10 protein-coding genes are annotated in these 14289 nt (G+C 63.2%); 2 read left to right on the forward strand and 8 right to left on the reverse strand.

The window, feature by feature from the left end:
* Nucleotides 1–3 precede the first annotated feature (3 nt).
* The 3 genes from ACIPL0_RS23210 to ACIPL0_RS23220 all read right to left on the reverse strand — a co-directional run bounded on the left by ACIPL0_RS23210 (nt 4) and on the right by ACIPL0_RS23220 (nt 4724).
* A complete protein-coding gene (locus tag ACIPL0_RS23210; RefSeq protein ID WP_400599658.1) occupies nt 4–1449 on the reverse strand; it encodes a hypothetical protein in 1446 nt (481 codons plus the stop codon).
* Between the two features lie 197 nt (nt 1450–1646).
* Nucleotides 1647–2711 carry an MBL fold metallo-hydrolase gene (locus tag ACIPL0_RS23215; RefSeq protein ID WP_400599657.1) on the reverse strand — a complete coding sequence of 355 codons (1065 nt, stop codon included), beginning with the start codon at nt 2709–2711 and terminating at the stop codon, nt 1647–1649.
* 1041 nt (nt 2712–3752) lie between these two features.
* The gene (locus tag ACIPL0_RS23220; RefSeq protein WP_400599656.1) at nt 3753–4724 is read right to left on the reverse strand and encodes a LysR substrate-binding domain-containing protein; all 972 of its coding nucleotides are present in this window, start codon (nt 4722–4724) and stop codon (nt 3753–3755) included.
* 112 nt (nt 4725–4836) lie between these two features.
* Between ACIPL0_RS23220 and ACIPL0_RS23225 the strand changes: the two genes are divergently transcribed.
* Nucleotides 4837–5517 (forward strand): type 1 glutamine amidotransferase domain-containing protein, encoded by a 681-nt coding sequence (locus tag ACIPL0_RS23225; RefSeq protein ID WP_400599654.1) that lies wholly within the window; start codon nt 4837–4839, stop codon nt 5515–5517.
* A 145-nt stretch (nt 5518–5662) separates the two neighbouring features.
* The gene (locus tag ACIPL0_RS23230; RefSeq protein ID WP_400599652.1) at nt 5663–5959 is read left to right on the forward strand and encodes a putative quinol monooxygenase; all 297 of its coding nucleotides are present in this window, start codon (nt 5663–5665) and stop codon (nt 5957–5959) included.
* Between the two features lie 509 nt (nt 5960–6468).
* Here the strand turns inward: ACIPL0_RS23230 and ACIPL0_RS23235 are convergent.
* The 5 genes from ACIPL0_RS23235 to prpR form a co-directional block, all read right to left on the reverse strand.
* Nucleotides 6469–8223, reverse strand: coding sequence for an acyl-CoA dehydrogenase C-terminal domain-containing protein (locus ACIPL0_RS23235; RefSeq protein WP_400599651.1), 1755 nt, complete (start codon nt 8221–8223; stop codon nt 6469–6471).
* Nucleotides 8224–8294: 71 nt separating this feature from the next.
* Nucleotides 8295–9884, reverse strand: coding sequence for a cation/acetate symporter ActP (gene actP, locus ACIPL0_RS23240; RefSeq protein WP_400599650.1), 1590 nt, complete (start codon nt 9882–9884; stop codon nt 8295–8297).
* Entirely contained in the window at nt 9881–10210 is a 330-nt protein-coding gene (locus ACIPL0_RS23245; RefSeq protein ID WP_400599649.1) for a DUF485 domain-containing protein, read from the reverse strand. The genes actP and ACIPL0_RS23245 overlap by 4 nt, the downstream gene beginning before the upstream one ends.
* A gap of 85 nt (nt 10211–10295) precedes the next feature.
* Entirely contained in the window at nt 10296–11897 is a 1602-nt protein-coding gene (locus ACIPL0_RS23250; RefSeq protein ID WP_400599648.1) for a long-chain fatty acid--CoA ligase, read from the reverse strand.
* A 259-nt stretch (nt 11898–12156) separates the two neighbouring features.
* Entirely contained in the window at nt 12157–14124 is a 1968-nt protein-coding gene (gene prpR / locus ACIPL0_RS23255; protein WP_400599647.1) for a propionate catabolism operon regulatory protein PrpR, read from the reverse strand.
* Nucleotides 14125–14289 lie beyond the last annotated feature (165 nt).

Raw genomic sequence — 14289 nt, forward strand, 5'->3', positions numbered from 1 at the left:
CTCCTAGCTCAGGTCGAGGTTGATGAACATCTGTTGCCTTGCGTTGCTGCCCAGCGTCTCTGCCGTATCCACCGGAATATGTTTGCCGTCGCCGTCGATCATCCACCAGCGGGCAACGCAGCGCAGACCGAAGCTGTGGTTTTCGAATTCCAGAATCGCGTAGTTGTTGCTGGCGAAGGTTTCGCCGGTGCGGACAAACCTGATCGTGGAGCCACCACCTTCGATCTTGTTGGGTGATTCGGGGGGGCGACCGGTACCGTACGCGATGCGCGATAGCGCAGAGGACACGATTTCGTAGTCGTGAACGTCCTGGTCGCTGTTGGCTTTCGTGATTTGCTGAGCGCGACTCCAGTGAATATCTCCGGTCAGCAGCAAGGTTGAATGTTTGCGACTCAGAAGCGCGAGCCACAGGGCGTCGAATTGCCTCTTGTAGTCGTTCAGATTGCTGTCTGTAGCGTCGCCGCCTTTATCCAGCATTGACTGCGATGTCACCAACAGGACGGGGGCTTCACGCTGCTGGACGCGTTGGATGGTGGTTGCCAGCCAGGCCGGTTCACTGAACTGCCCGGTCTGGACGCCAGCAGGCGGTGGGTCGCTGCGTTGAGTTCGTGTGTCCAGCACCAGCATGGAAAATGTCTTGCTCAGGCTGGCGGGGGCAAGCTTTCCGGGGAATTCAAAGCAATGCAGCTCCTCCTCTGTCAACGGGCCACCAGCGGCCAGCGTATCCGGATCGGCATTGAGCACCGCCTGATAAATCATGAACGCACGGTTCATGTCATCGGCAATCGCCTGAGGTGGCCGCTTGAAGATGCCGCTCAGGATGCCGGCGCGACGGCTGCTGGGGTAGTTGTTCCAGAATTCGTGATCGTCGGCGATGCACAGATTGCCCCCCCGTGACATCCACGCCAGAAAACGAGATTCGTACCATTGCTCCTCATAGCGCTGCCAGGTGTTGTCCAGCGGTGCTGGAACCAGACCCCAGAATTCCAGATCAAGATAGATCTGATCGCCGCTGAGCACTTTGACGTGGGGAGTATTTTGAATATTCAGATAGGTCTGCGGCAAAGGCGCGTTGGCCAGCAGCCGGTTGTTACCGTCGTAATAACAGCTGGCGACCACCACCTTCAGTCCGTCGGCCGTGCTCGGCAGCGTTCGTGAATAAGCCAGATTGCCGGGGCTGTTTTTGTAGAACACCCGCAGTGTATGGGGCGCTCCGGGGGCGCCGTCATTGTGGGTAGTGACCGCCAGAAAGGTACGCTGCGCCACCTCGCCAGCCTTGCCGGTGACCATCCCCAGTACCGTACCGACATTGAGAATGCGCGGCACCGGATTGAGCGGCTTGCCATCCAGTTCGAAGCGATAGTCGGCGAGATTGGCCGAAGGGCCCTGAAACCACCAGAGCAGCGCATTGAAGCCGGGCCGGCCGGGAACGACGATGGCCTGACTCAAGATGAGCACTCCGCAGGATGATTGCCGGAGACGGGAAGAACATGAAGTGACGACTCAACCGCTGGAAACGAAGGCATGATTGCCCTCCCTGGCAAGGTATGCGCCTGACTGCCTGCTAAGCGTTGAATGGGGCTAACTGTAGTTGTGCCGTCCGGTTGTTTCCAGAAACGACACGGTCATTTCTCCGCCGACTGTCGCTACGGGACAGGTGCGGGGAGTTGCACCTCGGAGAATGGCTCTGGCACGTGAGCATCGTAGCCTGCAAGCTTTTCGACCAGGCCGCGATAACGCTGAAGCGGGATGGTCCGCGCCGGCTTGTCCAGGTCGTTGCCAAAGAAGTTTTCCCAGTGCCCGAGCAACACCATGCGCGGCCGCGTGACCCGCAGCAAGCCGGTCGGGTAGTAGCTGACCTTGTCCCAACTGGCGGCACAGAGGATTTCCACGTCATAGCCGCGACCGTCGGCCATCAACGGTGGAAAGCCCCACGGCGGCTCGGCGGCACTGTCCTGGTAATGAATCCGGTAGACCGGCTTGCCGTCGTCGCTCAACAGATCGATGACCCAAGCCAGCGTCACGTGCCCCAGCTTCCAGTCGAAGATCGAGGTGGGTGTTTCGGTCAGGTCCTCGTCGTAGGCGCCCGGCAGGAAGTTGCGCCCGAATAAATGCGGGGCATGCATGCTTTCCACCGGCATGGCGCGGATCCGGCCTTTCGGGATTCTGTTTTTCAGACGTTTCGGGTCATCGCCATCGGTGAGGTACTCGCCAGACGAATAGAACCAGGTGCCACGCCAGCCAGGCTGTTTGCGGTAACTGATCTGCGCGAGGCGGGGCACGACGGTTCTGACGGCATCCGGTGCTTCGGCCTGGAGAATATGCCGCACCGTTTCCGAACCGTAGACGACGGCATTGGGGGCCTTGGTGCGCACGACATGGCTGACGTCGAGCAAGTGATCGTAATGGGCGTGACCGACCAGCAACATGCGCACGTCCGAGGCGTCCGGCATATGGCGATCGATCACGGAGTGATTGGCCTCCACGGTCAAGGGCGGAAGGCCACGGATACCCAGCGAAGCCGGGTTGCTGAAAGAGGGGGCCAGCAGCAGGCTTTCACCGTGCCAGTGCAGCAGCCAGCCGCCGACCCCGAGAAACTGGATCTTCGGCTCGTTGAGGTGGTGGTCGTCCGAAACTTTCAGACCTTCGTCTGTCGGCTCATGGGTGCAGGCAGCCAGTAACAGTGCGAGCAGCAACACGATCCTGTGCATGAGCGGCCCCTCCGAAGCGACTCTCCAAGCATAGTGGAGCGTGAGTGGTGGCTGCCGGGTCATCCGTCGTCCAACCGGCGCATCGCTATCGCTGGCAAGCGCGCTCCTACGGATGCGGGTGCGGTGGCATGCCGCAAAACGATCGGCTATCACGGAACCGGTGGGAGGGAGCCCTGCTCGCGAAGGCGGTGTATCAGTCACCACTGTGTTGTCTGAATCGACGCTTTCGCGAGCAGAGCTCCCTCCCACGGCCTGCGGCCAGAATCAATAGCGCATGGCACGCAATGGGCTGTAGCAGTCCGGCTTGCCGGCGGAGGCGATCTTGAGGGTGTCACCGCTGGCAAGCCATGCTGCTACGGATGCGGAGGACACCGCCAAAACCGTTGGCTATCACGGAACCTGTGGGAGGGAGCCCTGCTCGCGAAGGCGGTGGATCAGTCACCACTGTGTTGTCTGAACCGACGCTTTCGCGAGCAGAGCTCCCTCCCACGGCCTGCGGCCAGAATCAAAAGCAAGAGTGCCCACCGTTCAGTAGCAGCCCACAAACCCTGTGGGAGGGTGGCTTGCCCGCGATGCATTTTATCTGACGCTACTAGGGTGACTGACTCAACGTCTTCGCGGGCAAGCCCGCTCCTACGGCCTTCGGCCAGAGTCAAAAGCGGGCGGCACGCAATGGGCTGTAGCAGTCCGGCTTGCCGGCGGAGGCGATCTTGAGGGTGTCACCGCTGGCAAGCCATGCTGCTACGGATGCGGAGGACACCGCCAAAACCGTTGGCTATCACGGAACCTGTGGGAGGGAGCCCTGCTCGCGAAGGCGGTGGATCAGTCACCACTGTGTTGTCTGAACCGACGCTTTCGCGAGCAGAGCTCCCTCCCACGGCCTGCGGCCAGAATCAAAAGCAAGAGTGCCCACCGTTCAGTAGCAGCCCACAAACCCTGTGGGAGGGTGGCTTGCCCGCGATGCGTTTTATCTGACGCTACTAGGGTGACTGACTCAACGTCTTCGCGGGCAAGCCCGCTCCCACAGGGGCGATGGCGAAATCACTCCGCCGACTCATACAGGAAACACGCATCCTCATACCCGCGCGCGGCGTATTTGCCGTAGAGGTTGTCCACGTCCAGTTCGCCAAAACTCTCGGCGAGGAAGTCCAACAGTTTGCGCACGGCGGGCATCAGGCCGCGGCGGGAGGGGAACAGGGCGTGGACCACGCCGCCTTTGGGGCGCCAGTCGGGCAGGACCGGGGCGAGCAGGCCGTTGCGCAGGTCCTTGAACACCACCAGTCGGGGCAACTGCACGATGCCGCCGTCCTCCAGGGCGACCCGGCGCAGGGTGATCATGTCGTCGGTCACCAGCCTCGGCGTGTATTGCACCTTGGCCTGCACGCCTTCCGGTCCTTGCAGGCTCCAGCTGTAATGCCGGGTGCAGGGGCCATTGGACAGGCTCGGGAAACGCTGCAGATCGGCCAGGGTCTGCGCCGACCCCAGTTGCTGTAACAGACGCGGGCTGGCGACCAGTTCCTGCGGGCTCTGCGACAGCACTTTCATGGTCAGGCCGCTGTCGTCGAACGGCGGAAAACCCACCCGCAGCGCCACGTCAAAACCCTCGCGCAGCGGGTCGACGGTGCGGTTGGTGCTTTCCACATGCACCTCCACTTGGGGATAGCGCTGCATGAAGCGCGAAATCATGCCGGCAACGAGGAAGTTCAGCAGTGCCGTGGGGCAGGCCAGGCGCACGATGCCCCGTGGCGCCGAGGTGTTGCTTTCGATCACCGATTGCGCAGCCTCGGCCGAGGCCAGCATGGCCAGGCAATGCTGGTAATACTCCATGCCCAGCTCGGACACCACGAACTGCCGGGTCGAACGGGTGATCAGCCGTACCCCGAGGCGGGTTTCCAGCGCCGACAAGTGCCGGCTCAGCCGCGATTTGGGGATGCCCAGCGCTTCGCTGGCGGCGCCGATGCCCTGATGTTCGACGATCTGGGCATAGAGATAGAGTTCGTTCAGGTCATACATCGGCTGACTGTTCCATATATGAAAAGGTCCGTTCCGGGCATCGGTCTACCGGGGTGGCCGACCGGGGCCTAAGGTGGCAGCACATTTGAACGCCGACAGAACGAGGTGTGTTGTGAAAAAGAAAATACTGGTAGTGCTGACCAGCTTTGCCAAATACCCGACGATTCCCCGTGCCACCGGTCTGTGGCTGGGCGAGGCGGTGCATTTCGTCAAGGAAGTGCAAGCCGCGGGTTACCAGGTCGACTACGTCAGCCCCAAGGGCGGCTACACGCCCATCGATCCGCACAGCCTGGCCATGGCCGATGAAACCGACTGGCAGTGGTATCAGGACGACGCCTTCATGGCGCGTCTGGGCTCGACGCTGAAGCCATCCCAGGTCAAGCCTGCCGACTACGCGGCGATCTACTACGCCGGTGGTCACGGTGTGGTCTGGGACTTCCCGGACAACACCGAGCTGCAGGCGATCAGCCGCAACATCTATGAAAACGGCGGTGTGGTGTCGTCGGTCTGTCATGGCGCGGTCGGCCTGCTCAATATCAAGCTGGCAGACGGCAACCTGCTGATCAAGGGCAAGGAAGTCACCGGCTTCTCCAACAACGAGGAAAAACTGGCCGAACTGGACCAGTACATGCCGTATCTGACCGAAGACGAGCTGGTCAAGCGCGGCGCCATCTACAAGTCGGCCGCCGAGCCGTGGCTGGAATTCGCCGTGGCCGACCAGCGCGTGGTCACCGGGCAGAATCCGGCGTCGGGCAAGGCAGTGGCCGAGTTGGTGGTCAAAGCACTGGCCTGATCTGGCCGACCGAGCGATCCCGACGGCCCGTATTGCCTCCACGCAAGGCAGCGGGCCGCCGGTTTTTATCCCTTTATTCACCTCGGGCTGCACCGAAACCGGTCGCGGCCTGTTGGCGTATGTCTCGATCAGGAGAGTGTTGTCGATGTCGAGTTTTTTGCATGTGGCGGCGGTATTCAAAGTCAAACCCGAAGGGCTGGAGGCGATGCTGCGGTTGCTGACGGCACTCACCCGGGCGACCCAGGAAGAGCCGGGCTGTGTGGATTACGGTTATCTGCAGGCGGTGGATGATCCATTGCTGTTTTCTTCGTTCGAGATCTGGCGTAGCGCGGAAGATGAAGCGTTGCACTGGCAGACCGAGCACCTGCAGCAGGCGCTCGCTCAGGCGGCCGACCTGTTGCAAGGCGTGCCGCAGATCAACCGTTATCAGCGGGTTTGTTGAACCAGAGCGCACCGTCAACAGCCTGGAGATCACAGAACCTGTGGGAGGGCGTGCTGCTCGCGATAGCGGTGGATCAGTCACCACAGCATCGTCTGAGCCGACGCATTCGCGAGCAGAGCTCCCTCCCACGGCCTGCGGCCAGAATCAAAAGCAAGAGTGCCCACCGTTCCGTAGCAGCCCACAAGCCCTGTGGGAGCGAGGCTTGCCCGCGATGCGTTCTATCTGACGCTACCAGGGTGACTGGCACAACCCTTTCGCGGGCCAGCCCGCTCCCACGGTTTGTCCGCATTCAGCCAGCAATGTCCGTAGCAGTCCGGCTTGCCTGTCTCGTACAAAAACTGTGGGAGGGAGCTCTGCTCGCGAAAGCGGTGGATCAGTCACCACAGCATTGTCTGAGCCGACGCCTTCGCGAGCAGAGCTCCCTCCCACGGCCTTCGGCCAGAATCAAAAGCAAGAGTGCCCACAGCCGGCAAGCCGGACCGCTACAGAGGGCGTGCGGCAGGCTGTGTTCAGTCAATCAACCCGTACAGATCCGCACTCCCGGCCCGGGCTGCAATTGCCAGGGATTCGATGCGCGGCAGCAGGCGGTTGAAGTAGAAGCGCGCAGTCGCACGCTTGGCGGTGTAGAAATCGCCGTCCTTGCCCTCGGCGGCCCGTGCCATGCGTGCCCACATGTAGGCGTAGGCGGTGTAGCCGAACAGGTGCAGGTAATCCACCGACGCCGCGCCCGGTGCAGTTGGGTCTTCAGCGGCGGCGCGTTGCAGGTGGGCGGTGAGGCTTTCCAGCTGATCGAGCGCCTGCAGCAGGCGGACGCTGAAGCTGTCGTCTGCGCCTTTGGCGAAATCGCGAATCTCCTCGGCGAACAACGCCAGCGACGCGCCGCCATTGCCCAGAACCTTGCGCGCGATCAGGTCCAGCGCCTGGATGCCGTTGGTGCCTTCGTAGATCTGTGCGATACGCACGTCGCGCACCAGTTGCTCCTGGCCCCACTCACGGATATAGCCGTGGCCGCCCAGCACCTGCTGGCCGAGAACGCAGCTTTCCAGGCCCGTGTCGGTGAAAAACGCCTTCGCTACCGGCGTGAGCAATGCCACCAGGCTCTCCGCCCGTTGACGCTCCCGGGCGTCGTCGCTGTATTTGCCGATATCCAACAGTTGCCCCAGCCAGGTGGCGAAGGCACGACCGCCTTCGGTCAGGGCCTTCATGGTCAGCAACATGCGCCGTACGTCGGGGTGGACGATGATCGGGTCGGCGGCCTTGTGCGGCTCGACAGCACCGCCGGCTGCGCGGCTTTGCAGGCGCTCACGGGCATAGGCCATCGCCGTCTGACCGGACATGTCGGCGCAGCCGATGCCTTGCAGGCCGATGGACAGGCGTTCGTAGTTCATCATGGTGAACATCGCCGACAGGCCTTTGCCCGGTTCGCCGATCAGCCAACCCTGGGCGCCGTCGAAGTTCATCACGCAGGTGGCCGAAGCCTTGATGCCCATCTTGTGCTCGATGGAGCCGCAGCTGACGGCATTGGCACCCGCCAGCGCGCCGTGCTCGTCGACCAGCACTTTCGGCACCAGAAACAGCGAAATACCCCGCGAGCCGGCGGGTGCGTCGGGCAGTCGGGCCAGCACCAGGTGGATGATGTTTTCGGTCAGGTCCTGATCGCCGCCGGTGATGAAGATCTTGGTGCCACTGATGGCGTAGCTGCCGTCTGCATGCGGCTCGGCGCGGGTACGGATCAGGCCCAGATCGGAGCCCGCCTGGGGCTCGGTCAGGCACATCGAGCCGGCCCACTGCCCGGCGTACATGGCCGGCAGGTATTTCGCTTTCAGCGCGTCGCTGGCGTGGGCATCGATGGCCAGGCAGGCGCCGGCCGACAACGTCGAATACAGGGCGAAACTGGCGTTGGCGGCGTACATCATTTCTTCGAATTGCACCGACAGCATCTTTGGCATGCCCATGCCGCCGAACGCCGGGTTGCCGGCCAGACCCACCCAGCCGCCTTCGGCGTAGGTGGCGTAGGCCTCGGCGAACCCGGCCGGAGTGATGACATTGCCGTCCTGCCATTGCGCGCCCTGTTCATCGCCGCTGCGGTTGAGCGGGGCGATCAGGCCGCCGGTGATCTTCGCTGCCTCTTCGAGAATGGCATCGGCGGTGTCGCCATCGATACGCTCGGCAAGCGCCGGCAGCCGTTGCCAGAGGGCAGGGGCGTCGAATGTTTCGTTGAGCAGAAAGCGCATGTCGCGCAGCGGGGCCTTGTAGTCAGGCATGGAATGACAATCTCCCAGGAAAGGAAAAACGACAGCAAGAAAAAACCGCCACGGCTTGCGTGGCGTGTACGTCAGTGGGCGTTCGCGCTGGCGACCCCGAGGCCGGTCTGAGCGCGGACCAGTTGATCGGCAAAACCGGCGCGGTCCTGCGCGGCTCGGGCGCTGCGGTCGAAGCGCGACACCAGCACGATCACGGCGAACGACAACGGCATGGAGAACAGCGCCGGGTGGTCGTAAGGGAAGAGGGCGCGCTCATGGCCGAGTACGGTGACCCACACGGTCGGCGACAGCACCACCAGGGTCAGCGCCGACACCAGCCCGGTCAGCCCGCCGTAGATCGCGCCGCGGGTGGTCAGGCCTTGCCAGTACATGGCCATGAACAGCACCGGAAAGTTGGCCGACGCGGCAATGCCAAAGGTCAGCCCAACCAGAAAGGCGATGTTGACCTGCTCGAACAGAATGCCCAGCGCCATCGCCAGCAACCCCAGTACCGCCACGGCGACCCGCGACACGCGCATCTCCCGGGCTTCGCTGGCGTTGCCGCGTTTGATCACCATCGCGTAGAGGTCGTGGGAAATCACCGAGGCGCCGGCCAGGGTCAAACCGGCGACCACGGCGAGGATGGTGGCAAAGGCCACCGCCGAGAGAAATCCGAGAAACAGGTTACCGCCCACCGCCTGGGCCAGGTGCATGGCGACCATGTTGCTGCCGCCGAGCAACGCGCCGCCGAGCTTGCCGTCGACGAAGTAGGCCGGGTCGCTGCCGACGATGACGATGGCGGCAAAGCCCAGCACGCACACCACCAAAAAGAAGAAACCGATGAAGCCGGAGGCGTAGAACACCGACTTGCGCGCCTCACGGGCGTTGGGCACGGTGAAAAAACGCATCAGCACATGGGGCAGGCCGGCCAGACCGAACACCAGACCGATGGCCATGGACGCCACGTTCAGCGGGTGGCTGAGCATGCTGCCGGGGCCCATCAGCGCCCAACCGGCGCTGTGTGCCTGCACGGCCCGCTGTGCCAGCGTCTCCAGGCTGAAGCCGAATGGCGCCAGCGCCAGAATCATCAGCACCGTGCCGCCGGCCAGCAGAAGGACGGCCTTGGTGATCTGCACCCAGGTGGTCGCCAGCATGCCGCCGAAGATCACGTAGACCAGCATCAGCAGGCCGACCACCACCACGGCCACCGGGTAGTCGAGGCCGAACAGCAGCTTGATCAACTGCCCGGCGCCAACCATCTGCAGCAGCAGGTAGCAACTGACCACGGTCAGCGAACCGCAGGCCGCCAGCACGCGGATACGGCGTGGATCGAGGCGGAACGAGACGATGTCGGCGAAGGTGTAATGGCCCAGATTGCGCAGGCGCTCGGCCATCAGAAAGGTCAGCACCGGCCAGCCGATGAAGAAGCCGGTCATGTAGATGATGCCGTCGTAGCCCTTGGCGAACACCATGCTCGACAGGCCGAGCAGGGTCGAGGCCGACATGTAGTCGCCGGCGATCGCCAGCCCGTTCTGCAGGCCGCTGATGCCGCCGCCGGCGGTGTAGAAGTCCCGTGCCGAGCGGGTCCGGCGTGCGGCCCAGACGGTGATGACCAGGGTGATGGAGACGAACAGCAGGAACATGCCAATGGCACTGAAGTTGATCGCGCCGGGAGTGGTCATGGCTGTGACTCCTCGGCAATCGCGGCGATCTGCCGGTCGAAATGGCGGTTGGCGCGGTGCACGTACCAGCCGGTCAGCAGCCATGGGATGACGACCAGCAGACTGGCGAGCGGAATGCCGACGCTCAGGTGGCTGCCCGGATACAGCGGCGCATGCAGCAACGCCGGCACACCGGCGGCAATCGCCATGAACACGAAATAGGCGCACAGCACCAGCCCACTCAGGCGCCAGCTCAACCGCGAGCGGGCCTGCACGACGGCCTTGAACGCGGGGTTTTCGCGGATCCTGCGGTACTGTTCGCGGATGGAATCGGGGGTGTCGCTCATGGTGCCTCCAGTTGTTTTTGTTGTAGGAAAGCCCGTTGGCCCGTCGCGGCGACGGGCCAGTCAAAGGAATTGGCAGAGCGGCGATTCAGCGCCAGGCGTAGTCGCTGAATTGTTCGCGCAGGGTCTTCTTGCTGACCTTGCCGGTGGCGGTATGGGGCAACTGCTCGACCGCCTCGCTGGCGTCCGGCATCCACCATTTCGGGATCTTGCCCTGGAGGATGGCGAGCAGCGCGGCGTGGCTGGGCGCCTTGCCCGGCTGGCGCGGGACGATCACCAGCAGCGGCCGTTCGCTCCAGCGCGGGTGCGGAATGCCGATCACCGCCGCTTCGGCCACGCCGGGGTGGGCCATCACCGCGTTTTCGATTTCCACCGAACTGATCCATTCGCCGCCAGACTTGATCACGTCCTTCATGCGGTCGGTGATCAGCAGGTAACCACGGGCGTCGATGGTCGCCACGTCGCCGGTGTCGAACCAGTCGCCGTTGCTGTCCAGGCCGAAATAGCCGCTGCGCACCCACGGCCCGCGCACCTGCAAGGCGCCGGCGATCTGGCCGTTGTGCGGCAGCACGGAGCCGCCTTCGTCAACGAGGCGCATCTCGACGCCGAACAGGGCCCGGCCGGATTTGAGCAGTTGCTGGGCGCGGGGTGCCTCCAGCAGTTCGTCGTACCAGGGTTGATGGCGGTTGTAGCTGCCCATCGGGCTCAGTTCGGTCATGCCCCAGCCGTTTTCCAGCGCCACGCCGTGGCGGGCCATGGCTTCGATCAGGGCCAGAGGACAGGCAGCGCCGCCGCTGACGGCACGCTTGAGGGTAGGGATTTCACCGCCTTCGCTTTCCAGATGGCGAGAAATGTTCGACCACAGCGTCGGCACACCGAGGGAGAAACTGACCTGCTCGTCGTTGATCAGCTCGACCATCGCCGCGGCATCACCCACCCTCGGGCCGGGCAGCACCAGCCGCGCGCCGACCATGGCGGCGTTGTACGGCATGCCCCAGGCGTTGACGTGAAACATCGGCACCATCGGCATGACCACATCGAGGGCGCGCAAGCCGACATTGTCCGCCATGTTCTGCGCCATGCCGTGCAGCACGGTGCTGCGGTGGCTGGTCAGCACACCTTTGGGGTGGCCGGTGGTGCCGGAGGTGTAACACAGCCCGCTGGCGCGGCGCTCGTCGAGGTCTGGCCAGTCGTAGGCATCATCGACGCGGTCCAGCAGCGCTTCGTAGCTCAGCAGATTGGGCAGATTGCTGGCGGGCAGTTCGTCGGCGGCACACAGGGCGATGTAATGGCGCACGCTGCCCAGCTCGCCTTGCAGGCTTTCCAGCAATGGGATGAACTGCGGGTCGACGAACAGCAGATCGTCTTCGGCATGACGGATGATGTAGCTCACCTGCTCAGGCGACAGCTTGGGGTTGATGGTGTGGCAGATACGCCCCGAGCAGGGGATGCCGTAGTGCAGCTCGAAATGGCGATAGTCGTTCCAGGCCAGCGTGCCGATTCGTGCATCGGCGGGGCAGGCCAGCGCATCCAGCACGTTCGCCAGGCGTCGGGCGCGGCTGTAGGCATCGGCGTAGGTGTAACGGTGTTTGCGGCCGTCGGCCAGCAGCGAAACGATCTCGCTGTCGCCGGCCACGGTCAGGGCATGCCGCATGATCGCGGTGATGCTCAGGTTGAAATTCATCATCATGCCCAGCACAGGCACCTCCAGCCTTGTTCTTGTAGGAAGGATGGCTGCCTGACCGTCAGGGTGGGGCAGCCCTATGCCAAGGGGTTGAGCAAGGGCTGTGCCAACGGATTTTTCAGGTGAATTTCTATTTTTAAAATGTATTTAAATCAACTAGTTAAAGGTGTTTGTTAAAGCTGTACAAGAAACGTCTTTAACCACGGTGGCAGGTGTTTTTCATTTCATTTGTGCAATGGATTTCACAGTTGAAATGGTCGCTCGCTCACTCGTCCGTGCTGTTGCGCAGACGTCGCCACAGGGTGGTGCGGCTGATGCCCAGGCGCCGCGCCGTTTCGTCCATGTCGCCATTGCACTGCTCCAGCGTCTCGCGCACGCGGGCACGTTCGTGGTCGCGGCTGAGGCTGCGCAGGTCCTGCGCTGCCAGCGGGTTGATCGATGGCTGGGCACGTCCGGGTCGTGACTCGAACAGTTCGTTGAACAGGGTCTGCAGTTCAAGAAGGCTGTCGCTTTGCTGCAGCGCATTGGCCGACAGCGCAGCGCGTTCCACCAGATTCTCCAGTTCGCGGATGTTGCCCGGCCAGTCGTAGCGCTGCAGGTGCGGCAGCAGGCGGTCGAGCAGTGCGTGGCTGGCGCCGGTGTCGCTGACCGGGTGCGGCAGTCGGGCCAGAATCGCCCTGGCGAGCATGGCGACGTCTTCACTGCGTTCGCGCAGCGGCGGGATGGCCAGGCGCAGGATGTTCAGCCGGTAGTAGAGGTCTTCGCGAAAGCTGCCTTCGTCGATGCGGCTCAGCAGGTCACGGTGGGTCGCGGCGATCACGCGGATATCGACCGGGGTCGGTTCGGCGGCGCCCAGGCGCAGCACTTCACGCTCCTGCAAGACCCGCAGCAGGCGGGTTTGCAGGGTTACCGGCATGTCGCCGATTTCGTCGAGGAACAGCGTGCCGGTGTGCGCGTTCTCGATCAGTCCGACCTTGCCGCCCTTGCGCGAACCGGTGAAGGCGCCTTCTTCGTGGCCGAACAGCTCGCTCTCCAGCAGGGTTTCCGGGAATGCCGCGCAGTTGATCGCCACGAACGGCCCGCTCTGGCGTGGGCTGGCGTTGTGAATGCTCTGCGCCAGCAATTCCTTGCCGGTGCCGCTTTCACCGCGAATCAACACGGTGGAGTCGGCCCCCGCATAGCGCCGCGCCAGGTCGAGCATGGCGCGAAAGCCGGGGTTGTCGCCGAGAATCTGCTCGAAGCGGTAACGGGCGGTGAACTGTCGGGGTTTGACCTGGCTGCGGATACGCCGGTCGGCGCGCTGGATGGCATTGGCTTCCTGGCAGGTGATCACCGCGCCCTCGGGCTTGCCGTGCTCGATGATCGGCGTGATGTTGGCCGCCAGGGTGCGGTTGCCGACTTTGACGATGCGGTTCTCTTCGCCTTCACCGCTGACCAGCACGCTGGCGATGTCCAGATCAGCGATGACCTCGGCCAGCGGCCGCTCTCGCGCCCATTCGCTGGAAATGTCCAGCAGCGCGGCCATGCGTGGGTTGAGTGATTGCACGATACCGGCGGCATCGACCGCGATCACGCCATCGGACAAGTTGCGCAGCACGGCATTCAGGCGTTGCTGCTGGATCAAACTCTCCTGGCGGCTGCGACACACTGCCAGTGCGTCCTCCATGGCCCGCCGCACGGTGTCGCTGTTCAGCGCCAGAACGCCTTGCACGCCAGCGGCTTCGGCCAGTTCCACGGCTGTCGATGAGCCGACCACCACCCGGTAACCGTCCTCGGTCAGCCGTTGCACTTGCTGTCGTGCTTCTTCGTAGCGGGTGTAGGTGAGCTGGCGGATATCGACGGTGAACAGCGACGACAGCGCGGCCAGTTCCGGGTGGCCCTGCTGGAAGCTGAGGATGCCGACGCGGGTGGCGCGGGTGCGCGCCAGGTCCAGCGCGCGGATCAGGTCGTACTCGCCCATGCGGATCGACAGCACGGCGGTGGCGATGTGGCGGCGCAGGTACTCGGAAGTCGCCCCCGAACAGATGATCACGTCGATGTCGCCACGGGCCTCCAGCGCGCGGCCGGTGTCGCGCAGCTCGTTGACCGTGGTTTCGACGATTTCGACGCGGGCGCGGGCCTGATAGTCGGGCAATACCTGCTCGACGATACGCGCCATGCGGCTTGGTCCCTCCGGCAAGCGCAGGTGGGTGATCAGGGCGACGACACGAGGCAGATAGGCTTCGGCAGGCATGGAAAAGATCCGACAAGGTTTTTTCCATGCTGAAACGTGCATTTCAATTCTGCAATGTCTGTGTCGCACAATAAGCGATCTTGAGTCTCTGATTCCTATCTCAACTATATGATTTAAAAGGATAAAAATATTTTTTAGATGAGCTGGCGCGGCTCTTGCTCTGGC

The organism is Pseudomonas sp. NPDC090208 (assembly GCF_044746785.1).
GTDB lineage: Bacteria > Pseudomonadota > Gammaproteobacteria > Pseudomonadales > Pseudomonadaceae > Aquipseudomonas.